Source organism: Cupriavidus plantarum, assembly GCF_905397285.1.
Classification (GTDB): Bacteria; Pseudomonadota; Gammaproteobacteria; order Burkholderiales; family Burkholderiaceae; genus Cupriavidus; species Cupriavidus plantarum.
The window spans coordinates 1,063,106-1,088,375 of sequence record NZ_CAJPUX010000002.1 but is presented as its reverse complement, the minus strand read 5'-3'; the positions used below and the strand labels follow the sequence as shown (position 1 = coordinate 1,088,375).

Annotated in this window: 23 protein-coding genes; 12 read left to right on the top strand and 11 right to left on the bottom strand. The window is 67.2% G+C overall.

The features are described from left to right. Together KHP16_RS13615 and tehA are read right to left on the bottom strand one after the other, a co-directional pair. A complete protein-coding gene (locus KHP16_RS13615; protein ID WP_109584357.1) occupies positions 1 to 1,188 on the bottom strand; it encodes an AI-2E family transporter in 1,188 nt (395 codons plus the stop codon). A 146-nt stretch (positions 1,189 to 1,334) separates the two neighbouring features. Continuing rightward, a complete protein-coding gene (gene tehA / locus KHP16_RS13610) occupies positions 1,335 to 2,324 on the bottom strand; it encodes a dicarboxylate transporter/tellurite-resistance protein TehA (protein ID WP_211960396.1) in 990 nt (329 codons plus the stop codon). A 194-nt stretch (positions 2,325 to 2,518) separates the two neighbouring features. Between tehA and KHP16_RS13605 the strand changes: the two genes are divergently transcribed. Further along, positions 2,519 to 3,583, top strand: coding sequence for a maleylacetate reductase (locus KHP16_RS13605; RefSeq protein WP_211960395.1), 1,065 nt, complete (start codon positions 2,519 to 2,521; stop codon positions 3,581 to 3,583). A gap of 32 nt (positions 3,584 to 3,615) precedes the next feature. Beyond that, a complete protein-coding gene (locus KHP16_RS13600) occupies positions 3,616 to 4,485 on the top strand; it encodes an NAD(P)-dependent oxidoreductase (RefSeq protein WP_179593639.1) in 870 nt (289 codons plus the stop codon). 34 nt (positions 4,486 to 4,519) lie between these two features. On the opposite strand, the gene KHP16_RS13595 is transcribed toward KHP16_RS13600, so the two are convergent. Then, positions 4,520 to 5,446 (bottom strand): LysR family transcriptional regulator, encoded by a 927-nt coding sequence (locus KHP16_RS13595; protein ID WP_211960394.1) that lies wholly within the window; start codon positions 5,444 to 5,446, stop codon positions 4,520 to 4,522. 143 nt (positions 5,447 to 5,589) lie between these two features. Between KHP16_RS13595 and KHP16_RS13590 the strand changes: the two genes are divergently transcribed. From KHP16_RS13590 to KHP16_RS13550, 9 genes are read left to right on the top strand one after another with little or no spacing between them, the layout of a single operon-like run. Further along, positions 5,590 to 6,954 carry an amidohydrolase family protein gene (locus tag KHP16_RS13590; protein WP_211960393.1) on the top strand — a complete coding sequence of 455 codons (1,365 nt, stop codon included), beginning with the start codon at positions 5,590 to 5,592 and terminating at the stop codon, positions 6,952 to 6,954. Between the two features lie 9 nt (positions 6,955 to 6,963). Then, the gene (locus KHP16_RS13585; protein WP_109584362.1) at positions 6,964 to 8,484 is read left to right on the top strand and encodes a sugar ABC transporter ATP-binding protein; all 1,521 of its coding nucleotides are present in this window, start codon (positions 6,964 to 6,966) and stop codon (positions 8,482 to 8,484) included. Between the two features lies 1 nt (position 8,485). Further along, positions 8,486 to 9,523, top strand: a complete 1,038-nt coding sequence (locus KHP16_RS13580; protein WP_244835791.1) for an ABC transporter permease — start codon at positions 8,486 to 8,488, stop codon at positions 9,521 to 9,523. Beyond that, the gene (locus KHP16_RS13575) at positions 9,520 to 10,500 is read left to right on the top strand and encodes an ABC transporter permease (protein ID WP_121492665.1); all 981 of its coding nucleotides are present in this window, start codon (positions 9,520 to 9,522) and stop codon (positions 10,498 to 10,500) included. Before KHP16_RS13580 ends, KHP16_RS13575 begins: the two co-directional genes overlap by 4 nt. 37 nt (positions 10,501 to 10,537) lie before the next feature. Continuing rightward, positions 10,538 to 11,515: a sugar ABC transporter substrate-binding protein gene (locus KHP16_RS13570; protein WP_211960392.1), complete on the top strand. Its 978-nt coding sequence runs from the start codon at positions 10,538 to 10,540 to the stop codon at positions 11,513 to 11,515. Between the two features lie 41 nt (positions 11,516 to 11,556). Continuing rightward, positions 11,557 to 12,432, top strand: a complete 876-nt coding sequence (locus tag KHP16_RS13565; protein WP_211960391.1) for an intradiol ring-cleavage dioxygenase — start codon at positions 11,557 to 11,559, stop codon at positions 12,430 to 12,432. Next, a complete protein-coding gene (locus KHP16_RS13560) occupies positions 12,429 to 12,731 on the top strand; it encodes a Dabb family protein (protein WP_258308064.1) in 303 nt (100 codons plus the stop codon). Before KHP16_RS13565 ends, KHP16_RS13560 begins: the two co-directional genes overlap by 4 nt. A gap of 10 nt (positions 12,732 to 12,741) precedes the next feature. Further along, positions 12,742 to 13,026 (top strand): YciI family protein, encoded by a 285-nt coding sequence (locus KHP16_RS13555; RefSeq protein WP_115954556.1) that lies wholly within the window; start codon positions 12,742 to 12,744, stop codon positions 13,024 to 13,026. Further along, on the top strand, positions 13,010 to 14,710 hold the full coding sequence (locus KHP16_RS13550) for a GMC family oxidoreductase (protein WP_211960390.1): 1,701 nt from the start codon (positions 13,010 to 13,012) through the stop codon (positions 14,708 to 14,710). The genes KHP16_RS13555 and KHP16_RS13550 overlap by 17 nt, the downstream gene beginning before the upstream one ends. Here the strand turns inward: KHP16_RS13550 and KHP16_RS13545 are convergent, their stop codons facing one another. The 5 genes from KHP16_RS13545 to KHP16_RS13525 all read right to left on the bottom strand — a co-directional run bounded on the left by KHP16_RS13545 (position 14,711) and on the right by KHP16_RS13525 (position 19,796). Further along, on the bottom strand, positions 14,711 to 15,538 hold the full coding sequence (locus tag KHP16_RS13545; protein WP_211960389.1) for an SDR family oxidoreductase: 828 nt from the start codon (positions 15,536 to 15,538) through the stop codon (positions 14,711 to 14,713). It abuts the gene before it with no gap. Between the two features lie 13 nt (positions 15,539 to 15,551). Beyond that, positions 15,552 to 16,559, bottom strand: a complete 1,008-nt coding sequence (locus KHP16_RS13540; protein WP_211960388.1) for a Bug family tripartite tricarboxylate transporter substrate binding protein — start codon at positions 16,557 to 16,559, stop codon at positions 15,552 to 15,554. A gap of 69 nt (positions 16,560 to 16,628) precedes the next feature. Further along, positions 16,629 to 17,801, bottom strand: a complete 1,173-nt coding sequence (locus KHP16_RS13535) for an acyl-CoA dehydrogenase family protein (RefSeq protein WP_211960387.1) — start codon at positions 17,799 to 17,801, stop codon at positions 16,629 to 16,631. A gap of 15 nt (positions 17,802 to 17,816) precedes the next feature. Continuing rightward, a complete protein-coding gene (locus KHP16_RS13530) occupies positions 17,817 to 19,004 on the bottom strand; it encodes a CaiB/BaiF CoA transferase family protein (protein WP_211960386.1) in 1,188 nt (395 codons plus the stop codon). Positions 19,005 to 19,028: 24 nt separating this feature from the next. Continuing rightward, positions 19,029 to 19,796, bottom strand: coding sequence for an enoyl-CoA hydratase/isomerase family protein (locus KHP16_RS13525; RefSeq protein WP_109584456.1), 768 nt, complete (start codon positions 19,794 to 19,796; stop codon positions 19,029 to 19,031). 180 nt (positions 19,797 to 19,976) lie between these two features. On the opposite strand from KHP16_RS13525, the gene KHP16_RS13520 reads away from it, so the two are divergent. Then, the gene (locus KHP16_RS13520) at positions 19,977 to 20,822 is read left to right on the top strand and encodes an IclR family transcriptional regulator (RefSeq protein WP_211960385.1); all 846 of its coding nucleotides are present in this window, start codon (positions 19,977 to 19,979) and stop codon (positions 20,820 to 20,822) included. A 1-nt stretch (position 20,823) separates the two neighbouring features. On the opposite strand, the gene KHP16_RS13515 is transcribed toward KHP16_RS13520, so the two are convergent. Genes KHP16_RS13515 through KHP16_RS13505 form a run of 3 tightly spaced genes read right to left on the bottom strand, consistent with a single transcriptional unit; the run spans position 20,824 to position 25,093 of the window. Continuing rightward, the gene (locus tag KHP16_RS13515) at positions 20,824 to 22,371 is read right to left on the bottom strand and encodes a DHA2 family efflux MFS transporter permease subunit (protein WP_211960384.1); all 1,548 of its coding nucleotides are present in this window, start codon (positions 22,369 to 22,371) and stop codon (positions 20,824 to 20,826) included. Then, entirely contained in the window at positions 22,368 to 23,594 is a 1,227-nt protein-coding gene (locus tag KHP16_RS13510; protein ID WP_211960383.1) for an efflux RND transporter periplasmic adaptor subunit, read from the bottom strand. Before KHP16_RS13510 ends, KHP16_RS13515 begins: the two co-directional genes overlap by 4 nt. Beyond that, positions 23,591 to 25,093, bottom strand: a complete 1,503-nt coding sequence (locus tag KHP16_RS13505; protein ID WP_211960580.1) for an efflux transporter outer membrane subunit — start codon at positions 25,091 to 25,093, stop codon at positions 23,591 to 23,593. The genes KHP16_RS13510 and KHP16_RS13505 overlap by 4 nt, the downstream gene beginning before the upstream one ends. Between the last annotated feature and the right edge of the window lie 177 nt (positions 25,094 to 25,270).

Sequence of the window (25,270 nt, the reverse complement as noted above, 5' to 3'; positions counted from 1 at the left end):
TCAGTCGGTCGTCGCCCTGTCGTTGGCGCGGTCGCTGGTGCGATCCTCCACCGCCAGCGCTTTCCGTGCTTCCCGCGCTTCCTCCCTCGCCGCGCCGGACCGTGCCTCCTCGCGCAGCGTCTCGGGCGGCGCGCCCTCGCCAATGCTGTGCAGGTCCCAGCAGGCAATGAACAGTGCCGCGACCAGCGGTCCGATGACAAAGCCGTTGAGACCGAACAGCGCCATGCCGCCCAGCGTCGAGATCAGCACGACGTAGTCCGGCATCTGCGTGTCCTTGCCCACGAGAATCGGGCGCAGCACGTTATCGACCATGCCGATGACAAGCGTGCCGAAGCCAATCAGCACGAATCCCTTCACAAGATCGCCGGTGAGCAGGAAGTACACGGCCACGGGCAGCCAGATCAGCGCGGCGCCCACGGCCGGCAGCAGCGACAGGAACGCCATGATGGCGCCCCAGAGCAGCGACCCCTGGATGCCGAGCACCGCGAAGATTACGCCACCGAGCGTCCCCTGCACCACCGCCACCGCGATGTTGCCCTTGACCGTCGCGCGCACGACCATCGTGAACTTCTTGATCAGATGCTGCTTGTGCGCGGTGCTCAGTGGCACCGCGATGCGCACGCGCCGCGACAGTTGCGGCCCGTCGCGGAGCAGGAAGAACAGCAGGTACATCATGATGCCGAAGCCGATCAGCATATGCGCCGTGTTCTGGCCGATGCTCAGCGCCCGCGTCGCGAGGAACTGGCTGGTCTGCATCGCGCTCGCGCTGAGTTTCTGTTGCAGATCCGACAGGCTCTGCACGTCGAAGCGCGACAGCAGCTCCCGGAAATACGGCGGCAGCGCATCGACCGCGCGCTGGAAATAGACGCCGAAGTTGATCTGCCCCGACTTGATGCTCTCGTACAGGTTGATCCCCTCGTTGACAAGCGAGATCGAGATCAGCGTCAGCGGCAGGATCACCAGCAACAGCACGAGGAGCAACGTAAGCAGCGACGCGATATTCGCCCGCCCTTTCAACCGCGCGACGAGCCAGCGCTGCAGTGGCGCGAAGATGATCGCCAGCACCGCGCCCCAGAACACCGCGCCGTAGAACGGCAGCAGGATCCAGAAGAACGCGATGGTAACGGCGGCGAGCAGAAGCAGGAACGTCTTGTGATGCAGGCCCGTGGAACCTGTCGAATCGGCCATGAATACCCCTTGCGCTACCCGAGCGTGGATGGCACGCCAGCCGGACAGCGGCGCGCATTGCGCATTGTGCACGCTTCCGGGACGGGGCCGCCATCGGTCCCCGTCCGACACCGGCTTGCGTCCGGGTCCGCTCCGGCCAGCCCCGGTCAGGCGGTCCGGCGGAACAGGCGGCCTTGCCAGAGCAGGCGCAGGGTCATCAGGAACAGGGCCGCGATGAACACGTTGACGAACATGAACAGCGGCAATGCCAGGGTTGCGAACAGGGACGCCGGCGCCAGCGTTGCGGCGCGGAGGCAGGCCAGCCCGAGCGCGGTGACGCCGAAACTGAACGCCCAGAAGGACGGCGTGGCGCCAGAGGCGGAAAACCAGCCTGCCAGGCGTGCCAGAAAGAGGAACTGGAGTAGCCCGTAGCCGAACATGGCGTAGAACGGCCAGTCGAGGGTGCCGCCGGTCACGGCCAGATAGGCCACGGCGCCAACGACCGGCGGCGCCAGCTGGATACCGAGCGTCGGACGGATGGCAGGCGGCAGTTCATCGCCGAGATAGAGGCGATAGGTCAGGATCGATTCGATCGCCAGCCAGGAAAACAGCCCGGCGCCGAAAAACAGTTTGGCCAGGTCGGCCCAGCCCAGCGTGCTCAAGGCGATGGCCGAGACGAAGTTACCGGCCACGGTCGGGAGATACATGACCGCCGTGGTATCGCCAAGCTTGCGCCCGCCGCGCATCATGCCGCCGCTGCGGTAGGTCGAGAACCCGAGCTGGGCCGCCGCGCCGATCACGATCAGCGCGGTGCCGAGCGCCGGTACGTAGCCGTGGAGCCAGACGGCGACCAGCATCGTGGCGACGGGGATCAGCCCGATGAAACAGCAGGCCACGGGGTGCCGCGCCTCGGCCATCGCTTCCGCGCGGTGCGTGAGCCATTTGGAGGCGAACGCCAGGACGAGGATGCCCCAGATGACGGTCGTCACCGCGAAGATGACGTCGGATACGACCGGGTTCGCGCCCCAGAGCGTATGCGCGACGCGCCAGCAGTTGCCGAGCCCGGCCATGCCGAGCACGATGCCCATGGCGGACGCTGGGACGGCGAAGCCCGAAGCGGTGGGCGTGACGGGAACGGAGGGGGTGCTGGTCGGCATGGCGGCGATCTGGTCTGGGAGGGCTCTGGCCGCAAGCATAGGCACATGCGCGGGCAAGCGAAATCATGCGATGGGATAGGGTGGGATTTTTCCGCCAGCCTGAAGACTGTTTTTCTCTCGCGCTGTTTCCTTCCACCGGCAGGAAATATAAGGTCTCAGGCGGAGACAGACGACTCATAGCGGATATCAAAACCATGCAGAGCTTTACATACGAAGCCCATGCGGCACGTGTCGTGTTCGGGGCGGGTAGCGTGCGCCAGGTGGCGGACGAGGTGGAACGGCTCGGCGGCGCCCGGGCGCTGGTCCTGAGCACGCCCAATCAGGCCGACGCCGCCGAACAAGTGGCGGCGCGGCTAGGGGAGCGCAGTGCCGGCGTCCATGCGGGCGCGGTCATGCACGTGCCCATCGAAGTCGCCCGCCAGGCCGTGGCAAAGGCCAAAACGGCCGGCGCCGACTGCATGGTGGCGATTGGCGGCGGTTCGACGACCGGGCTCGCCAAGGCCATTGCGCTGGATACCGGTCTGCCGTACATCGCCATCCCGACCAGCTACGCCGGCTCCGAGATGACGCCGATCTATGGGCTGACCGAAGGCGGCCAGAAGCGGACCGGGCGCGACCTGCGCGTGCTCGCGCGCACCGTGATCTATGACCCCGAACTGACCTACGACCTGCCGGCCCAGCTGACCGTGACGAGCGGACTGAATGCTATTGCTCACGCGGCCGAGGGTCTCTATGCCCGCGATGCGAACCCCGTCATGTCGCTGATGGCCGAGGAAGGGATCCGGGCGCTGTTCGAGGGCATTCCGGCGGTGATGGCTAACCCGCGAGACGCCGATGGGCGCGCGCAGTGCCTGTATGGGGCGTGGTTGTGCGGCACCGTGCTCGGCAATGTTGGCATGGCCCTGCACCACAAGTTGTGCCATACGATCGGCGGCAGCTTCGACCTGCCGCATGCCGAGACGCATACGATCGTGCTGCCGCATGCGCTCGCCTATAACGCGGTGGCGGTCCCGGAGGCGATGGCCCGTATCGCGCGGGCTATCGGCGGCAGCGCGGAAGAGGTGCCGGCAAGGCTGTTCGACATGGCCGCGCATCATGGCGCGCCCGTGGCCTTGCGGGATATCGGGATGGGCGAGGCGGATATCGACGTCGCGCTCGAGCGGGCGTTGGCGAATCCGTACTGGAATCCGCGCGCGATCGAACGCGAGCCGTTGCGGGCGCTGATCCAGGCCGCCTATGCCGGCACCCGGCCACGCTAGATACACAACAGTACATAAGAGGAGCGAGACAAATGAAGATTGCATTCGTGGGGACCGGCAAGATGGGATTGCCGATGGCCCGGCATCTGGCCAACGGCGGTCACGAGGTGGTGGTGTTCGATATCGCGCCGGCCCAGACGGATGCCGCGCGCGCCGCGGGCCTGACCGTCGCGGCCTCGCTCGCGGAGGCCGTCGGCGGCGCCGAGGCGACCTTCAGTTCGATGCCGCATGACGCCGCTTTCGCCGCGGTAGCCACCCAGGTCGCGGCCGCCGCGCGGCCGGGCGCCCTCTATATCGATACGAGCACGATCTCCCCGACCGCCTCAGCGGTCGCGGCCGAAACCCTCGCCGCGCGCGACATCGGCTATCTGCGCGTGACCGTGTCGGGCAACAATCATATGGCGGAAGCGGCAAAGCTGACGTCGATGGTGTCCGGCCCCGCTCGCGCTTACGAACGCGTGCAACCGCTGCTCGCCCTCTTCGGCCCGACGCAGTTCTATCTCGGCGATGGCGAGCAGGCGCGCCTGATGAAGCTGGTGATCAATCTGCTCATTGGCCTGACTTCCGGCATGCTCGCGGAAGCGCTGACGCTCGGCCAGAAAGGCGGACTCGACTGGCAGGCCATGTGGGACGTGATCGGCGCGAGCGCCGTCGCCTCGCCGATCGTCAAGGCGAAGTCCGTGCAGTTGTCGGTGCATGACTACACGCCGACGTTTACCGTCGATCAGATGCTCAAGGACGTGGGCCTGATTCTCGATGCCGGGGCCGACCTTCGGGTGCCGATGGGGCTGACCGCCCTGCTTGGGCAGATGCTGCAGGGGGCTGCGGCGCAGGGTTTCGCCGGGGACGATTATGCGGCGGTGATCAAGTCCGCCGCACGCGCGGCAGGGCTGCCGGGTTGAGCGAACCAAGGGGAGCTGCCTTCATGAGCCACCTTCAGCTCGTCCACTTCCGCTCGTAGTCCATGCGGCGGAAGTTATCGACCAGAAACTCGATGAACAGGCGGATCCGCGCGGGCAGATGCGCCCTGTTCTGGAAGGCAATGTTGACGGTCAGCCGCGGCAGGTCCCATTCGTCCAGCACGGGCACCAGCCGGCCCGCGACGATGTCGTCGTAGAGGATGTACTTGGGTTGCACCAGGATGCCCATGCCCTTCAGCGCGGCCGCGCGCAGCACCTGTCCGTCGTTCGACTCGAATGTGCTGCGGACGTTGATCACCCGTGTTTCCCGATCTTCCTCGCCCCCGCGCGTAAAGATCAGCTCGTTGGGCCGGTTGGCATACGAATAGATCAGCATCGCGTGATTGGCGAGGTCCTCCACCGTGCGCGGCATGCCGCGCTGGTCGAGGTACTTCGGCGATGCAGCGAGGATGCGCCGCGTCTGCGCCAGCCGACGGACCGTGAGGTTCGAGTCGGGCTCGAACTCGCGCGTCCGAATCGCGAGGTCGATGCCGCTGTCCATGATGTCGTAATAGCGGTTGGCGGCGATGATATTGACGCTGACCTTCGGATAGCGCGCCGTAAACTCCGGCAGCAGCGGCGCGATATGGATCATCGAGAACGACAGCGAGGCGGTGACCGTCAGCGTCCCGCCGGGCTCCAGCACGTTGGCGCTGACATCCGCCTCCGCCTCTTTCATCTCCGCGAGCAGTTCCTTGCATCGCCGGAAGAACTGTTCTCCCACCTGCGTCAGGTAAAGCCGCCGCGTGCTGCGCTCGATCAACCGCGCCGATAACCGGCGTTCGAGCGAGTTCAGATACCGGCTTGCCGCCGCGTTCGACATTTCAAGATTCTCGGCGGCCCGGGTCAGGCTGCCGAGCTCCGCCGTCTGCACGAATAGCTCGATTTCGGTCCATCGGTCCATGCGCTGTCTCCCCGTGGATTTTCTCGCGATTTTCTCGCTGGGCGGAAGAAAGATTTCCTTCCACGCTCATTCTTTTTCAGTTTCGCGGAGTATAGACTGCTTTCCAACCGGCCGACACGATGCCGGACGAGGAGACAAAGACGATGACGCGAACGCTAATCCGCGGGGCAACGCTCGTCACGATGGAAGCCAGAAATGGCGACCCGTGCGGCGTGATGACCGGCGATCTGCTGGTCGACCGCGACCGCATCGCGGCCATCGGGGCGAAGCTCGATGCCGCCACGGAAGCCAGCGGCGCGACCGTCATCGACGCCGACGGGTTCATCGTCACGCCCGGCTTCATCAACGCCCACATGCACACGTGGCAGACCGCCTTGCGCGGTGTCGCCGCAGGCTGGACGCTGACCGAATACTTCCGGCAGATGCATGCCGGGCTCGCGACGCGCTTTACACCGGAAGACATCCACATCGCCACGCTGGCCGGCGCCTGGAACCAGCTCGATTGCGGCACGACGACGCTCGTCGATTGGTGCCACAACAATCCCACGCCCGCGCACAGCGACGCCGCCATCGATGCGCTGCAAGCGTCCGGCATCCGCGCCGCGTTCTTCCATGGTTCGCCCAAGCCCGATCCCAGGCCGGGCGTCGCGCCGTTCTGGGAGACGCCGCACCCGCGCGCCGAAGTCGAACGTATCGCGCGCCGGTTGCAGGGCCACGCGCTGGTGAGCCTCGGCCTCGCCATACTCGGGCCGCATTATTCGACGATGGATGTGGCGTTGCACGACTTCCGGCTGGCGAAGGAGTTCGGCCTGATCGCGAGCATGCATCAGGGCGGTGGCGCGGCCCGCACGCCCGAGGGCTGGGATCGCCTCGAAGCGGCGGGGCTTCTCGGGCCGCACATCAACATTGTCCACGGCAACAACCTGACGGACGCGCAGCTGGCCCGGTTCGTCGATGCGGGCATGAGCTTCTCGGTCACGCCGGAGAACGAACTCACGCAGGGGCACGGCTTTCCGATCACGGGACGGTTGCGCGCGCTGGGTGCCGCGCCGTCGCTCGGGGTCGATCTCGAGTCCGGGCTGTCCGGCGAGATGTTCATCGCTGCGCGCATGGCCCTCGGCGTGCAGCGCGCGCTCGATCACGCCGAGTACCGCAACACGCACGATGGCATTGCCGCCCAGCACGGCGTGAGCGTTGCCGATGCCCTGTCGTGGATCACCGTGGAAGGCGCGCGGATGCTCGGCCTGGCCGACCGCATCGGCTCGCTCGCGCCGGGCAAGCAGGCGGACCTCGTGATGATCGATGCGCGGCGCCTGAACATGTTCCCGCTACACGACCCCGTGAGCGCGGTCGTGATGCAGGCGAGCCTCGCCAATATCGACAGCGTGTTTGTGGCCGGCGTGGCGCGCAAGCGCCATGGCACGCTGCTGGCCGACGGACTGCCATCCGTCCTGGCGACCCTGCGCGCATCGGGTGAACGGCTGCTGCAGGACCATACCCATCAGTAGGAGGAGACCATGAACGCCATCTGCGACGCCCCGCCCACGGGCGCCCCATTACTGGAGATGCGCGGCATCTCGAAATCGTTCCCCGGCGTCAAGGCGCTCGACGACGTGTCTTTCTCGGTGTATCCGGGCGAAGTCCATATGCTGCTCGGCGAGAATGGCGCGGGCAAGTCGTCGCTGATGAAGGTGCTGTGCGGCGTCTATGTGGCCGATGCCGGCGAGTTCCATTACAAGGGCCAGCCCGTGGCCGTGGCCAGCCCCGCCGATACGATGCGGCTTGGCATCGCGGTGATCTTTCAGGAGTTCTCGCTCGTTCCCTACCTGAACATCGCGCAGAACATCTTCCTTGGCCGCGAGCCGCGCGGCTGGCTGCCGGGATCGGTCGATCACAAGGCGATGCATGCAGAGGCCCGCCGATTGCTCGACCTGCTGGGCATGGACCTGCCGACGCATACGCTCGTGCACGAACTCGGCGTGGCGCAGCAGCAGATGATCGAGATCGCCAAGGCGCTCTCGCAGAACGCGCGCATCCTCGTGCTCGACGAGCCGACCGCCGCGCTCTCCGATCGCGAGACCGAGCGGCTGTTCGAGGTCATCGGCAAGCTCAAGGCCGATGGCGTGTCGCTGATCTACATCTCGCATCGCATGGCCGAGGTCTTCGCGCTCGGCGATCGTATTACGGTCATGCGCGACGGCCGCAAGGTCGGCAGCTATTTGCCCGGCGATGCCACGCCCGACGAACTGGTCGCCCGCATGGTCGGCCGCAAGGTCGACATGACTTACCAGCGCACGCGCGGCGGTCCCACCGGCGAGCTTGCGCTCGAGGTCCGCGGCGTGAGCGCGGCCAACGGTATCGAAGGCATCGACCTGAACGTGCGTGCCGGCGAGATCGTCGGTCTGGCGGGGCTGGTCGGCTCGGGCCGCAGCGAAGTGGCGCGCGCGATCTTCGGCGCCGATGCGATCCGCGAAGGCGAGATCCGCATCTTCGGCAAGCCGATGACCGGCGGCCCCGAAAAGGCCCGCGCGCTCGGCGCAGCGCTGATTCCGGAGAGCCGCAAGACGGAAGGTCTCGCGCTGATCCGCACCGTCCGCGACAACCTGATGCTCGCGGGACTGGGTCGGGCGTTTCCGGCGCGCTGGTACAGCGGCCGCAAGGCCGACGTGATGTCCGCGCGCGAGATCGAGCGCCTGCGTATTGCCACGCCGAATGGCGACCAGCTCGCGCAGAACCTGTCGGGCGGCAACCAGCAGAAGATCGTCATCGGCAAATGGCTGCTCGCGGAGTCGAAGCTCTTCATCTTCGACGAGCCGACGCGCGGGATCGACGTGGGCGCCAAGGCAGAGATCTTCGCGCTAATCGACGGCCTCGTGAAGGACGGCGCCGCGGTGCTGTTGATCAGCTCCGAACTGCCGGAGATCGTCAACGTCTGCGATCGCACGTACGTGATGCGCGAGGGCCGGGTCGCCGGCGAACTCGACTACACGCAAATGACCGAAGAAAGCGTTCTGCAACTGGGGATGAACGATGCCTGACATGCCTGATACCCGCCCCGCTCCACAAGCCATCCTGCATCCCGATGCCATGACGCTGACTCCCGTCTCCAAGCCCACCGCCAGCGGCGCCCCCGCCCTCCTGCCAAGCGGCGGCATGCTTGGCCGCGTGCCGGGCGCCGCATGGGTCTTGCTGTTGCTGATCGCCGCCTTCAGCGTGTTCGGTCCCGGTTTCCTGAGCATGGCCAACCTGCTCAATGTCGGTACGCAATCGACCATCCTGCTGCTGATCGCGCTGCCGATGACGCTGATCATCATGACGGAAGGCCTCGACCTGTCGATCGGCGCGGTGCTCACGCTCTGCGGCGTGGTGCTGGCGATGGTCAACATCTCCACGGGCTCCGTCCCGCTCGCGCTGCTGGCGGCGCTGGGCGTCGGCATCGCTTTCGGGCTCGTCAACGGCGGCCTGGTCACTGGCCTCGGCATTCCGCCGTTCGTGGCCACGCTGGGCACGCTAGGCGCCGCGCAGGGCCTTGCGCTCGTGCTGACCGATGGCCAGAGCGTGGTCGGCATCTCCGATGCAATCCCCGACCTCTATGCGGGCGAATGGCTGGGCATCCCGATTCCGATCTACATCGCCGTCGTTTGCTATGCGCTGTTCCACTGGCTGCTCTACCGCACGCGCTTCGGCGCCTATGTCTTCGCGCTCGGCGGCAACGGCGAGGCATTGAAGTTCGCGGGTGTCAGCATCCATCGTTACCTGATTGCCGTCTACGTGCTCGGCGGGGTGATGGCCGGCATTGCCGCCCTGTTGCTGACGGCGCGCATGAATGCGGGCCATCCGACGGCCGCCATCGGCATGGAGTTCGATGCGATCGCGGCGGTGGCCGTGGGCGGCACCACGTTCGATCGCGGCAATGGCTGGCTGCCCGGCACCGTGCTCGGCGTGCTCGCCGTGGGCGTGCTGCGCAACGGGCTGAACCTGCTTGGCGTGCCGTCGGCGGTGCAGGTCGCGGCGATCGGCCTGCTCGTGCTGCTCGTGCTGCTGATCGAATCGTTCAAGAACAAGGAGCGCGCATGACTACCCTCACCACCGCTGGCGCGCGGGCGCCACTGTCGCTGTCGTCCGATGCGCGATCGTTTGCTTACCGCCTTGCCGCGCTGGGCGTGCTCTGCGCCCTGCTGGCGATTGCCTCGGATGCATTCCTGACGACGGGCAATCTGATCAACGTGTTGCGTCAGGCGAGCCTGCTGTTCCTGCTGGCTTCCGGGCTGACGCTGGTGATTCTCACCGGCGGGCTCGACCTCTCCGTGGGCGCCAACGTCGCCATGTCCGCCTGCCTCGCGGCCAGCGTGATCAAGGCCACGGGTTCGCCGCTGCTGGGCGTAGGCGTGGGGCTCGGCTGTGGCACGTTGATCGGGCTGGCCAACGGGCTGCTGGTCGCCAAGCTGCGCATTCCGCCGTTCATCGCGACATACGGCATGTTGTGGGTTCTTCACGGCCTGACCTACTGGTTCATGGCCGGCGAGACGATCCACGGTTTCCCGCCCGCGTTCCGCGCCATCGGCAGCGGCTACCTCTGGGGCGTGCCCATCCCCGTCTTCCTGATGCTCGCGTTCCTGTTCGTCGGGATCGCGGTGGCGCAGAAGACCACGTTCGGGCAGGAAATCTATGCGATCGGGGCCAATCCCGTGGCGGCGCGGCTGTCGGGCGTGCCGGTCGGCCGTCGCCTGATCCTCGTCTACGTCATCAGCGGCGCGATGGCCGGGCTGGCCAGTCTCGTCTTTCTGGCGCGGCTGAACTCGGCCGAAGGGGATATCGGCGAGGCGCTGACGCTGCCCGCGATCGCGGCCGTGCTGATCGGCGGGACCTCGCTGTTCGGGGGCGTCGGACGCGTGTCCGGCACGCTGATCGGCGCGATCATCCTGACGCTCGTGCTCAACGGCATGAACCTGCTGACAATCAGCGCGAACTGGCAGCCGCTGGTGACGGGCGTGATCGTCGTGCTGGCGGTGTTCTTTGACACGCTGTCGCGTCGCCGGACAGGCACGCGTTGATTCCTCGATTCACACCACGACTACAACGGAGACAGACATGCCCAAGCACTTTTGCTCACTGAGCCTTTCCATGGCCGCCGCCGCCGCGCTGTCGCTGCTCGCGATGTCCACGGCCCACGCCGATGGCGAACGCATCGCCGTGTTTACCAAGAACCAGACCAACCCGTACTTCCAGGCGCTGCGCCAGGGCGCCGATGCGGCCGCGAAGGACCTGAACGCGAAGGTCACGCATTACATCCCGACCAAGCCCGACAGCATTCCCGAGCAGATGAGCCAGATCGAGGACGTGATCATCAAGAAGGCCGATGCGGTGGTGTTCGTGCCCGTGGACTACAAGGCGATGGGACCGGGCGTGAAGAAGATCAATGCGGCCAACATTCCGGTGGTCAACGTGACGGACCGCAGCGAGGTCGGCAACTTCGTCGCGTTCGTCGGCGCCAGCGACTACGAGCTGGGCCTCAAAACCGCGACGCACCTGTTCAAGGCCATGGGCGGCAAGGGCAACCTGATCCTGCTCGAAGGCGTGAAAGGCTCGGCGACGAGCATCGACCGCACGCGTGGCGTGCGCGACGCGCTGAAGGCGTTCCCGAACATCAAGCTCGTGGCGTCGCAACCGGCGAACTATCAACGCCTGCAGGCGCTGCAGGTGATGGAGAACCTCATGCAGTCTTATCCGCAGATCGATGCGGTGTTCGCGGCCAACGATGCGATGGCGATCGGCGCGATCGAGGCGCTGCAGGGCGCGAATCGCAAGGCGCTGGTCTCGGGCATCAACGGCACCAAGGAAGCGATCGACGCGATCAAGGCCGGCACGCTGCTCGCCACGGGCGACTACAACGGCTTCATCCAGGGCTGCCTCGGCACGATGACGGCGATTCGCAAGCTGCGCAACCAGCCGGTGAAGACGGAGATCGTGCTGCCGGCGACCGTGATCGACAAGACCAACTATCAGGCGGTGGACATCCCCGCGGACAAGCGTACCTGCCCGCGTTGGGAAGACGTCGACAAGGCGTAACCCCCCTTCCAATCCGTTACTAGCCATCAGGAGCAACCATCATGCGCAACCTCAATGAGGAGACCATTACCCAGGCGGTACTGGCGCGCAATCACGACATGAAGGACAGCCGGCTCAAGGAGATCATGACGAGCCTGGTCCAGCATCTTCACGCGTTTGCCCGGGAGACCCGGCTGACCGAGGAGGAATGGGCTGCCGGCATCCAGTTCCTGACCGAGGTGGGCCAGACGTGCACGCCGACGCGGCAGGAGTTCATCCTGCTGTCGGACACGCTCGGGCTGTCCACGCTCGTGACCGCGCAGAACCATCGCAAGCCGCCTGGCTGCACGGAGGCGACGGTCTTCGGGCCGTTCTATGTCGATGACGCGCCGGACTACGCGCTTGGCGACGACGTCGGCAATGGCATGGCGGGCGAACCCTGCTTCGTGAGCGGGCAGGTGCGGAGCATTACGGGCGAGATCGTTCCCGGCGCGAAGCTGGAGGTGTGGCAGGCGGATGCCGAGGGCTTCTACGACGTGCAGCGCGATGGCGGCCCCGCGCAGGGCCGCGGCAGGCTCCTGGCCGATCGCGAGGGTCGCTTTCACTTCAAGTCCATCGTCGCGGAGAGCTATCCGATTCCGCACGACGGGCCGGTCGGCCGCATGCTCGACGCCATGGGACGGCATCCGTGGCGGCCCGCGCATCTGCACTTCATGGTGTCGGCGCCCGGGTACGAAACGCTCGTCACGCATGTGTTTCGCGAGGGATGCCAGTACCTCGACTCCGATGCGGTATTCGGCGTCCGCTCGTCGCTGATCGCGGACTGGGTGGCGCATCCGGCGGGGCGAACGCCCGATGGCGCGTCGTCCGATACGCCGTTCTATACGCTCGACTTCGACTTCATCCTCAATCCCGTCGGCAAGGAGACAATCGCGTGACCGTCAAACACATCGTGATGTGGAACCTGCGCGGCGAGAGCGAGCACGACAAGCGCTCGGCCGTGGCGCAGCTCAAGGCCGCGTTCGAGAGCCTGCGCGGCAAGATTCCGGGACTGCTGCACCTCGAGATCGGCGTGGACTCGAGCCGCGTGGACTATGCGTGCGATGTCGTGCTCTACTCCGAGTTCGATTCCCAGGGCGCGCTGGAGCAGTATGCGGTGCACCCCGAGCATCAGCGGGTCAAGCGCGAGCTTGGCGATCTGCGCATTGCCCGGTATCAGGTGGACTATCAACCTTAGGAGCTCTCCCATGTTTTACGTGATTCACGCGCTGGACAAGCCGGATGCCGTGTCGGTACGGCTGGCCAACTACGAAGCCCATAAGGCGTATCTCGCCAAGGCGACCGTGCGCACGCTGGTATCCGGGCCGCTGCTCGCGGACGACAACGAGACGATGATCGGTTCGTTCTTCCTCGTCGAAGCCGATCGCAAGGAGGATGTGGTGGCGTTCAACGCCAACGATCCGTTTGCCCATGCCGGGCTCTGGCGGCAGGTCAACATCCATCCGTTCAACAAGCGTGTCGACAATCGCTAAGGCGCGGTATGTGATTGTGGGAGGCGGCACGGCCGGGGCAGTGCTGGCCGCGCGTCTTTCGGAAGATCCCGCTGCCTCGGTGGTGTTGCTCGAGGCCGGCGCCGATGTCCGGCCCGACGCGATACCCGCCGATATCGACGATGCGTTTCCCAGCGCCTCGCTGAATCCTTCGTACTTCTGGCCGGGGTTGCGGGCGCGGCGGCGGGTCGGGGGCGACGATTTTCCCTATCCGCAGGCGCGGGTGCTGGGCGGTGGCTCCAGTATCAACGGCATGTGGACGTTGCGGGGACTGCCTTCGGACTATGCGCGGTGGGTAGAGGCAGGCGCCGACGGTTGGGGGTGGGATGGCGTGCGACCCTACTTCGAGCGGGCCGAGGGCGATGCCGGGCGGGAGAGGCGGCCCGGAAGCGATGGGCCCTTCGCCCTGCGGCGCGCGCCACGGACGGAATGGCCGGGAATCGCGCGGGCGGTCGAGGCGGCGGCGCATGCGCGGGGGTTGGGGACGGTTGACGACATCAATGAGGCGCCGGGGTGCGGTTTCTTTCCGATGCCCTACGCGGCGCGCGATGGGCGGCGGTCGTCGGGGGTATCGTGCTACCTCACGTCCGCGGTCCGCGCGCGGCCGAATCTGACGATCATGACGAACGCTACCGTGCTGCGCGTGGACATCGACGACGCAGCCGGGCGACGGCGGGCCACGGGCGTAACGTATCGCCTGGGCGGCGCGTCCTCCTCGTTTCGGCTCGACGCCGACGAGGTCGTCCTGTGTGCGGGCGGCATCCATTCGCCCGCCATCCTGTTGCGGTCGGGTGTGGGCGATAGCGATACGCTGCGGGCGGCCGGCATTGCCGCGCGCTGGCATCTGCCCGGCGTCGGGCGGCAGTTGCAGAACCACCCGTATCTGCAATTCGCCCTCACGTTGCCCCGTCATGCGCGCCAGTCGGCGGCCGTGCGGACATTTGCCTGCGCGGGCATCAGGCATTCGTCAGGCCATGCCGACTGCCCCGAGGGCGATCTGATCCTCTCGCTGCTCGGCCGCGTGGGGCCGCGCAGCTTCGGCACCGACCTCGCCATGGTGAGCGCCGCGTTGTATGCGCCCTACTCGCGTGGCGCCGTGACCGTGGCGACGCCGGACCCCGATACGCCGCCGGCGATCGACTTTCGGCTGCTCGACGACCCACGCGATGCGCCGCGAATGGTGCTGGCGGCGCGTATGGTGGAAACGCTGCTCTCGTCGCCGGCCATGCAGCAGAGCTATCACGATGCGTTCATCCTTCCGCCGGTAATGGCCGCCAACCAGTTCAACCGGCCGGGCCTTGCGGGCACGCTCCTGGCGATGGGCGCCAAGCTCGCGCTCAACGCACCCGCGCGCGTGTCGCGGCAGGTCTTGGCCAATGCGCTGAAGCCCGGCAGATGGATTGGATATCGGGGCGTGCAGCAGCGGCTGACCGACGAGGAGATCCTCGGGGCCATCGCACCCATGGGACACCCCACTTCGACCTGCCGCATGGGGCGCGCGGACGATCCCGGCACGGTGGTCGACGCCCAGTGCCGCGTGCAAGGCATCGATGGCCTGCGCGTGGCGGACGCCTCGATCATGCCCTCGGTCCCGAGCGCGAACACGAACCTCCCCACGATCATGCTCGCCGAGAAGGCCGCCGACCTCATCCGCGAGCGCACGTGACTATGCGCGCCGCCCCCGGCGCGCGGCGGCTTCCTGCCATTGGGCCTCGGTCCATTGCAGCAGGTCCTCCGCGCCCGACGTCCGCAGGTGCTGCCCGCCGTCGATGGCGATCACCTCCCCGTTGATGTAGCCGGCATGCCTCGACAGCAGGTACGCGGCAAGGTTCGCCAGTTCGTCGTGGTCGCCGACGCGGCCCAGCGGATTCAGCCGCGCCGTCGCGCGGCTGCCGGTGGGGTCGAGGCCGGCGCCCGCCCCCGCCGTCGGGAACGGCCCCGGTGCGATGCCCACGAGCCGGATGCCATGCGGGCCCCATTCGACCGCCAGGCTGCGGGTCATCGCCTGTACGGCGGACTTCGCCATGGCGGAGGGCACCGTGAACGCCCGGCCGGTGCGGATGGACGTCGAGAGGATGCTCAGCACCGTGCCGCCGCGACCGGCTTCGATCCAGCGGCGGCCCACCCCCAGCGTGCAGTACATCGCGCCATGCATCGTCACGCCGAGGATCGCATCCGCCGCGCGCGCGGAGAGCTGTTCCGTACGCGCGATAAAGCTCGCCGCCGCGTTGTTCACGAGCGCATCGAGCGGCCCGGTGTCCCAGATCGACGTCAGCATCCCGTCCACGGCTTCCGGGTCTCGAATGTCGCAGACGTAGGTCGTGACATCGCCCTCGACGGACGCGGCAAACTCGGCCAGCACCGCCTCCCGCCGCCCACAGACGATGAGCCGAGCGCCCAGCGAGACGAGCCGGCGCCCGATGCTCGCCCCAATGCCCGTGCCCCCGCCGGTAATCAGGACACGTTGTCCCTCGAACAGATTCGACGCAAACATCGCTGGCCCTCCGTTATTGCAGTTCGAGCTTCGTCACCTGGATCAACCGCTTCCAGCGAGCGATCTCCTCGGTCTGGTAACGCCGCATCTCGGCAGGCGTGGACAGGATCAACTGGTTGGACTGCTGCCGGTAATAGTCCTGCACCTCGGCCGTCGCGCCCGCCTTGTTGAACAACGCGATCACCCGCTGCACGACAGACGGCGGCGTCTTCACGGGTAACGCGGCGGCGACCCAGTTGAAGCACTGGAAGTCCGGCACCCCCGCTTCCGCGGACGTCGGCACATCGGGCAGCAACGGCGTCCGGCGCGGCGCGGTATAGGCCAGCGCGCGGACCTTGCTGGCCTTGGCCAGTTCGATCGCCCCCGACGCATCGACCACGGCAAAGTCCACATTGCCCGCGACCACCGCGTTGATCGCATCGCCCGCGCCCTTGTAAGGCACGTTGGTCGTCTTCATGTTGGCGAGCTCGTTGAGCCATTCGCTGTAGAGGGTGTAAGACACCGAGCCGGAGCCATAGTTGAGCGCACCCGGTTTCTCGTGGGCGGAATCGATCAGCGCCCTGAGCGTCGTGTAGCGCGAGTTCTGCGGGACGAGCACGAGGCAAGGGCCGCGCGTCAGAAGCGATACCGGCGCGAAATCCTCGATCGGATCGTAGGGCAGCTTGCGGAACGCCGCCGCGTTGGTGGAGAGCGTCGAGTTGCTCCCGACAAAGATCGTATACCCGTCCGCCGGCGCGCTCAGCACGGTCTGCACGCCGATAAAGCCATTGCCGCCAGGCTTGTTCTCCACCACGACACCCTGCCCGGTCAGGTCCGTGATTTTCTTGGCGAATACACGCGCGGTGGAATCGGTGCCGCTGCCCGGGGGGAATGGCACCACGAAGCGGATCGGGCGCGTCGGATAGTCGGCGTCGGAGGCGGCGGATGCCGCGGAAGGCGCGGCCAGCCACGGCATGATGAGAGCCAGTGCCAGCGCAGCGGGCCGGCATACGAGCTTGAGAGTGCGTTGGATCTTCTGCATGGTGTCTCCTTCCATGTCGAGATAGAGGGCGCGCCGCCTGTGCCGGCGGTCGCGATGTCCTGACCGAAACTACTGCTGCCGCTTGAGCCCCAGCAGATCGCGCGCGATGACCCAGCGATGCACCTCCGACGGTCCCTCGTAGATCCGCATCAGCCGCGTCTCGTTGGCCATCATCTGCAACGGCATCTCCTTGGTCATGCCCATCGCGCCAAACGTCTGCATCGCGCGGTCGATCACGTCCCACGCCATCTCGGTGGCAAAGACCTTGATCATCGAGACCTGCGTGCGCGCCTGCTGCCCCGCATCGATGCGCGCGGCCGCGTCGTAGGTCATCAGCCGGCACGCATGGATCCGCGTCGCCGCATCGGCCACCCACCACTGAATCGCCTGCCGGTCCGCAAGCGTGCTGCCGAACGTGCGCCGCTGTGGCGCGTACTCGCAGATCATGTCGAGCGCCCGCTGCGCACGGCCGATGCACCATGCCGCCATCTGCACGCGGCGCGAAGACAGTCGAGTCTGCATCGGCGCGAAGCCTTCGCCTTCCACGCCCAGCAACTGGCTGCCCGCCACACGGCAATCCTCGAGCACGATCTCGTAGGTGGAATGACCGCCGAGCATCGGAATGCGCCGCTCGATCTTGAAACCCGGCGTGCCGCGGTCGACGATAAACGCCGAGATCGCCGGCCTCGCGCCCGGCGCGCGCGCCGTCACGGCCATCACGATGGTCCAGTCCGCCTGCTCCGCGCGGCTAATCCAGATCTTGCGGCCGTTGAGAATCCACCCATCGCCGTCGCGCTCCGCGCGCGCGGTCATCATCGCGGGATCGCCGCCCGCGCCGGGCTCCGAGATCGCGATGGCCGACACCGTCTCCCCGCGCGCGTAGGGGTCCAGATAGCGATCGCGCTGCGCGTCGCTGGCCGCCTCCAGCAGCATGCGCAGGTTCGGCGTGTCGGGCGGCAGCGAGTACGGCACGATCGTCCGGCCGATCTCCTCGTTGACGCCGACCATCGCGACCACCGGCAGATCGGAGCCGCCCATCGACTCGGGGGCATCGAGGCCCCAGAGGCCGAGTTCGCGCGACATCGCGTCGAGCTTCGCCTTTTCCCCGGGCAGCAGCGACAGGTGGCCGCCTTCCGCCTCCCGCGCCAGCACCGCCGGTTCCAGCGGCATCATGTGCTCGCGCACGAAGCGCGCGACGAGGTCCTTCACCATCTGGTGCTCGTGATCGATCTCGAATTGCATGCGGTGTCTCCGTTGTTATTGCGGGGCCTTGAAGCCGGCCTCCGACAGCACTTCATCCGTGTGCTCGCCCAGCGTGGGCGCATGCCGGCGCAGGGACAGCGGCGTGGCCGAGAAACGCGCGGCGGGCCGCATCTCGCGAAGCGGGCCGGCCGTGGGGTGCGTGGTCTCCTGGAACAGCCCTACCGCCGCGAGATGCGGGTGCCGGGGCACGTCGTCGAGCGCGAGTATGGGCGTGGCGGGGATATCGAGTTCAGCAAACAGCGCCAGCCACTCGGCCGTGGTGCGTTCGAGCGTGATCTCGGCCATCTGCGCATAGAGCATCCGGATGTTCGCGTTGCGCTGCGCGCGGTCCGAGATGTCGATCTGCTCGAGCACATGGCCGCGACCCGCCGACTCGAAGAACGCGCGCCAGTGGCGGTCGGTATAGGGCAGCGCGCAGATCCAGCCATCGCGCGTCTTCGCCGGACGGCGCCCGCCCTGCAACAGGCGTGCGTAGCCCGCCCCGCCCGCCGGTGGCTCGAAGGTCAGCCCGCCGAGATGCTCGGCCATGACGAAGCTGGCCATGGTTTCCAGCATCGGCACTTCGACCTGCTGCCCTTCCCCGCGCCGCTCACGATGGAGCAGCGCCGCGAGCACGGCATTGGCGAGCGCCATGCCCACCGTCTTGTCGGCGATCAGGCTGGGCACGTATTCCGGCCGCTGGCCTTCGGGCGTGAGCAATCCCACCAGTCCGCACGCCGCCTGGATGATGTCGTCGAACGCGGGCTTGTCGCGATCGGGGCCATCCTGGCCGAAGCCCGTGGCCACGCAATACACGAGCCGCGGATTGATGGCCGCGGCCGCGGCGTAGCCGAAACCGAGCCGCTCGATCGCGGAGACGCGCATGTTGTGCACGAGCACGTCGGCATCGGCGATCAGCGCGCGCAGGCCCGCCTTGCCCCCCTCGGTTTTCAGGTCGAGCACGACCGAGCGCTTGTTGCGGTTCAGCGCGAGGTAGATGGAACTCAGTCCCGGATGGCGCGATACCCCGTTGCTGCGCATCAGGTCGCCCTCGGGCCCTTCGATCTTTATCACGTCGGCGCCGAGGTCGCCGAGGATCTGCGTGGCCATCGGCCCGAGCACCACGGACGTCAAGTCCAGCACGCGAATGCCGTCCAGCGGACCGGCGAGCGCGGTCCGGCCGACTGCGTCGTCCTGCTTCATGCTTGTCTCCTTCCGGCCGCGCGATCAGCGGCGCTTGAAATTCGGTGCGCGACGCTCGGCCATCGCGGCCACGCCCTCGCGGAAGTCTTCCGTGGCGAACTGCACGCGTTGTTCGGCCAGTTCACGCTGGTTGACCGCGACGATCTGGTCGGCAAGCCCCAGCCGCAGCGTCTGCCGCGTGCTTTCCACCGCAAGGGGTGCCGACAGCGCGATCTCGCCGGCCAGCGCCAGCGCGCGATAGCGGACCTCGTCGGCAGGCACGAGCACATCGGCCAGGCCGATCGCCACCGCTTCCTCGCCGCCGATACGGGCGCCCGTATAGAACAACCGGGCGGCATGCTGCGGTCCGACCAGTCTCGGCAGCGTCACGCTCAGGCCGAAACCGGGATGAAAGCCGAGCCGGTTGAAGTTCGCTGAGAATCGCGCCTCCTCGCACGTCACGCGGAAATCCGCGGCCAGCGCGACCCCCAGGCCCGCGCCGACCGCCGGTCCCTGAATCGCGGCGACGATCGGCTTGCGATTGCGGAACAGCCGCAGGGCCTGCGCGTAGAACGGCGCCGGGTCGGCATTGACCTCACCGCGTTCGCTGCCGCTGAAGTCGGCACCCGCGCAGAATGTGCGCAGGCCGGACGCCAGCACCACCGCGCGGCAATCGTCATCCGCATCGCAGTCGTCGAAGGCATCGGCGAGCGCCCGCATCACATCGGCGTTGACGAAGTTGTGCGGGGGGCGTGTGAGCTCGATCAGCGCCACGTGCGCGTCGGTCGGATGGCGGACCACCACGTCCGACATGACGTCGGACGGGGCGTGGGCTTCGGATGCAGCGTCGATGGGCATGGGCGGTTGGCTCCTTGTCTCGTCATGCAAGGTCTCGCCCGCGTTCCTGCCGGCGCACGGGCCTTGTGGTTTTTCAGTATTCAACAAAGGCCAGCGGGCGAATACACTGGAATTTCAATAGTTGAAATTGCTGCAATGCGGTCATCGACAGAAGGCGAGTCCAGCCGGCGCCGTACGCAGGACACCGGCCGCTTTACCCGCGACAGCGCGGGCAGCCAGACGCTGGAACGCGGACTGTTGCTGCTGCGCGCCTTCCGCGCGGGGACGACATTTCTGAGCAATGCCGAACTCGCGGCCCGTACGGGACTGCCACGGCCCACCGTCAGCCGGCTCACGCATTCGCTCGTCGATGCGGGCTTTCTGCGCTACGACCTGGCCACGCGCGCTTACCGGCTCGCGCCCGTGGTCCTGAGCCTGGCCGACGCCTTCGTGCAATCCACGCCGGTGCCGCGGCAGGCATTGCAGGCGATGCAGGAACTCGCCGAGGCGGAACGCGTCAATGTCGGCCTGGCCATCGGTGACCAGACGGAAATGGTGTACGTCGTGTCGATCCGCCATAGCGGCGACAGCGTCTCCCGGACCCGCCGCGTGGCACCCGGCACGCGCGTGCCGATGGACGCCGCGACGATCGGCCTCGCATGGCTGGCGATGCAGACCGCCGCCGTGCGCGACGACCTGCTTGCGCGCATCGCGGCGCGCGCGGGTGAGCGCTGGGCGCGCGAAGGCAGCGGCATCCTGCGGCGCATCGCGCAGGCGCAGCGGCAGGGCTATTGCGCCGCGCCCTATCAATATGGCCACCTCGCGGCGGTGGGCACCGCGTTCACGGGTGTGGATGGCCAGGTCTACGGCCTCAATATCAGCTATCCGCAGCGCACCGGCCACGGCCGCGAGGACAGCCGCCGCTATGGCGGCATGCTTCTCGCGCTCGCCGGCCGCATGGAACTCGCCGCGGTGTCGCTCGCGCCTCGGGCCGACGCCTGACTCAATGCGCCGCCGCGCCCATGCCTCCGCCGCCTCGCGCGGGGCGCGTGATCCAGATCAGCGGAATGATCACGATCATCGCGATCGCGGCGCCATAGAAGATGTCATTGAGCGCCATCATCGCGGCCTGCGACTGCACGGTGAGGTCGAACAGCGCATAGCCGGCGTTGTGGCCGAGCCCCAGCGTCGCGTGGTAACGATCGAGCTGCCCCGTGAACACCGGATTATTCGCGCTGGACTGCTCCGTCAGCACCTGGTGATGCAGGATGGTGCGGTTGTTCCACAGCACGTTGGCCACCGAGGTCCCCACGCCGCCGAAGAACATGCGCGCGAAAGTGGACAGGCCGGCCGCGGCGGGCACCTTCTCGGGCGGCTGGCCCGCCAGGATGATCGTCGTCAGCGGGGCGAAGAACAAGGCCATCGGAATCCCCTGTAGCAGCGTGGGCAGGATGATGTGCCATTCGTCGATGCCGACGTAGAAGTTCGTCCGCATGTAGTACACCGCGGCAAAGCCCACGAATGCGAGCGTGCCGATCACGCGCGCGTCGGTCTTCGGCAGGAGCCGGCCCATGATCGGCGCGCCGATGACGGCAAAGATGCCGAGCGGTGCAGTCGCGAGCCCAGAGTCGAGCGCGCGATAACCGAGGTACTCCTGCATCCACTGCGGCAGCAACACCAGCGTGCCGAAGAAGATGCCGTACGCAATGGATATCGCGACCGTGCCGCCCAGGAAGTTGCGCTGCTTGAACAGCGTGAGATCGACGATCGGGTTGTTGTCCGTCAGCTCCCATACGACGAACAACGCGAACGCGATGACGGCAACGATGGTCAGCACCACGATGGTGGTCGACGAAAACCAGTCGAGATCCTTGCCCTTGTCGAGCATGATCTGGAGCGCGGCCACCCAGATGACCAGCAGCGCGAGGCCGACCGTGTCGATGGGCAGCTTGCGCGCGGGCGTCTCGCGCTTGCGATAGAGCGTCCAGACCAGCGTGGCGGACAAAAGGCCCACCGGCACGTTGATAAAGAAGATCCACGACCAGCTGTAGCTGTCGGTCACCCAGCCGCCGAGCGACGGGCCCACGATCGGGCCCGTGACCACGATCATCGAGAACAGCGACAGCGCGAGAGACGCTTTCTGCTTCGGCCAGGAACTCAGCAGCAGCGCCTGCGACAGCGGGATCAGCGGGCCGGCGACGGCGCCCTGCAATGCCCGGGCGGCGAGCAGCAGCGGCAGCGACGGGGCGATACCGCACAGGAACGAGGCCATCACGAACAGCACGATCGACGTGACGAACAGCCGCACCTGTCCGAAGCGCTGCGTCAGCCAGCCCGTGAGCGGAATCGCCACGGAGTTCGCCGCGGCGAAGACCGTGATGACCCAGGTGCCTTCGTCGACGGACACGCCGAGATTGCCGGAGATCGTGGGAATCGCGACGTTGGCGATCGACGAGTCCAGCACGGTCATGAAGCCGGCCAGCCCGATGCCGAGCGAGCCGAGGACCATGCGGGCGCCCGTCAGCGGCGGAAGGTCGTTCTGCGTGCTCATCGCGCGTTCGCGGCGATGATGCGCGCGATCTCGGCATCGGCTTCGTCGCCGTACTTCGCGAAAACATCGGTCCGGTCGTCGGCGAACGACGTCGCCATCAGCGCCTTGGTCTGCGCGACCGCCCTGGCGTTGTCGGCATCGTTGCCCTGCCGGATATCGATATCGACGTTCATCGACAGGCCGACGCGCAGGGGGTGCGCCCGCAGTTCCTCCACGGGAATCGCAATCCGCACGGGCAGGCGCTGGACCACCTTGATCCAGTTACCGGTTGCATTTTGCGCGGGCAGCAGCGCGAGGGCCGAGCCGGTGCCGGGCGCGAGCCCGATCACGCGGCCATGGTAGGTCACGGCGTCGCCATACACGTCGGCGGTGACGGTGGCGGGCTGGCCTACGCGGATGCCGCGCAGTTGCCATTCCTTGAAGTTGGCATCGACCCACGCCTGTTCCAGCGGGACCAGCGACATCAGTGGCGTACCGGGCGCCACGCGCTGGCCCACCTGGACGTTGCGCTGCGTGACGTAGCCGGTGACCGGCGCGGGCAGCGTGGTACGCGCATAGGCAAGGTACGCGTCCCGGACGCGTGCGGCGGCCGCCTGCACGTCGGGATGCTGCGCCACCGAGGTGTCGTCGGTCATCGCGCGGTTCTCGCGCAGGGCCTGCTGCGCGGCGGCCAGTGCGGCCCGCGCCGTCGCGACCGCGTCATGCGCGTGGGAGACGTCTTCCGTGGATACGGCGCCGGCCCCGCCCGTGGCCAGCCGGCGCTGGAGGTCACCCTGGGCGCGCGCGAGATCGGTCTGGCGCTGCATGACATCGGCGCGCAGCTTGTCGTCGCCAACGAAAACGGCATGGACGCGGCGGACGGTTTGCCCGAGGTCGGCCCTGGCCTTCTCCAGCGCGATGCGCGCGTCGGCCGGATCGATCCGCACCAGTGGCTTGCCCTTCTCCACGATCTGCGTGTTGTTGCCATCCACGCCGATGACCGTGCCCGTGATCTGCGGCGTGATCGGAACGATATTGCCGTTGACATAGGCGTCGTCGGTCTCGATGTGGAAGCGCGCGACGCGTTCGTAATACACGCCGTAGCCGATGCCTGCCGCAACGACGACCGCGCCGATGAGGGTCAGCCCGAGCTTTCGCGCGCGGGTCTTGCGGTCGGGCGCCGGCGTATCGACGTTGGTGTGGGTTTCGGCGGCGGCATCGGCGCCGATGACTGGTGCGTTCATGGTGCACTCCTCGGAGCTTGCGTGTCGGTATGGGCAGTGGCGTTATCGAAGCCGCCGCCGAGCGCATGGATCAGCGCGATCTGCATGTCGCGGCGGTCCATCTCGAGGTTCACGACGGCGACTTCCGCCGCCAGCCGGTTGTCGTCGGCGCGCAGCAGCGTCAGTTGCTCGATCAGCCCCGCGCGATAACGGATCAGCGCGAGCCGGTAAGCCGTGGTCTGCGCGTCGAGTGCCTGCCGGGCATCGACGAGCTGCTTGTCCGCGGCGCGAATGCGCGCGACCTGGCTGGCGACGTCGGAAAGCGCGTCGATCAGCGTGCGGTCGTAATGGGCCACGGCGCCATCGAAGTCCGCGTAGTCGCCCTTCAGCTGCGCGCGCAGCGCTCCCGCGTCGAAGATCGGCAGGTGAATAGCCGGGCCGGCGATGACCTGGCGCGACGACGTCGTCAGGAAGCGGCCCCAGCCGACGGCGCTCAATCCCGCATCGACGGAAAGGTTGATATCGGGGTAGAACTCGGCCTTCGTCACCTTGACGCCATGCAGCGCGGCATCGACCTGCCAGTACGCGGCGACGATGTCCGGTCGGCGCGAGACCAGATCCGCGGGCAGGTTGTCCGGCAGCATCATCGCCGGGGTGCCGGTATCGAGCCCCGCAAAGGTCGGCCGCGCGATGCGGTCGCCGCGGTCCGGCCCCGCGCCGAGCAGCGCCGCCAGCTGGTAGCGCACCGCCATGATCTGCCCATCGAGCCCGCTGACCGTCGATAGCGTGGTGGAGGTCTCGCCATGCGCGGTCTGCCGCTCGACATCGGTATCGAGCCCCGCGCGCACGCGCCGCTCGGTCACGCTGCCGATATCCTGCCGATTGCCGGCCTCCCGCGCCTGGATGTCGTGCAGCGCGTAGAGACGGGCGAGCTGGTTATAGGCGCTCGCCACGGAGGCCGCCAGGGCGATGCGCACCGCGTCGGCCTCCGCCTCTGTGGCCTTCTCGTCGGAGACGGCCTGCCTGAAGCCTTCGCGCTGCTTGCCCCAGAGGTCGAGGTCCCACGACGCATGGGCGAACGCGTTGTTGAGGGTCTGCCACGAACCGCGGTACGGCGGCGGCACGAGCGAGTTGTCCGAGAACCGCGCCCGCGTCCAGGCATACGAGCCGCTGATACTGGGGTAGCGCGCGGCGTCGGCCTCGCCGACATAGGCGTTCGCCTTGGCGATGCGCGCCTGCGCGGCGTCGATCGTCGGGCTGCCGCGCAGTGCCTCGCCGATGAGCGCGGGCAACTGCGGATCGCCGAACTGATCGGCCCACGCGAGCGTCGGCCACTGCCCATGCTCGTCGGGCAGGCTGTGCGTCGCCGGATACTGCGCGGGCCCGGCAATCTGGCGGTCGTCGTGGATGCCGGCGTAGTTGACGCAGCCCGTCAGATCCGACACGACGGCCATCGCCACCACCACGAACAACACGCCCCTCGCGATCCATACCGGCTTGCGCCTCCTGAAGTCTGGCATGCGCATGAGATTCCCCTCCTTGCTTTGATTGCCCAAATGCTAGGAGTCGGACGTCGGCGCGACTATTGACGCGTGGTGTATGCGGGGTCGACCGTTGGTATGAGGCGCCTTGCTGAAACGTCGTGAGGCGTTTGCGACAAACGTTTCCAACCGCGAGCCGCCGGCCATGCGAAGGTA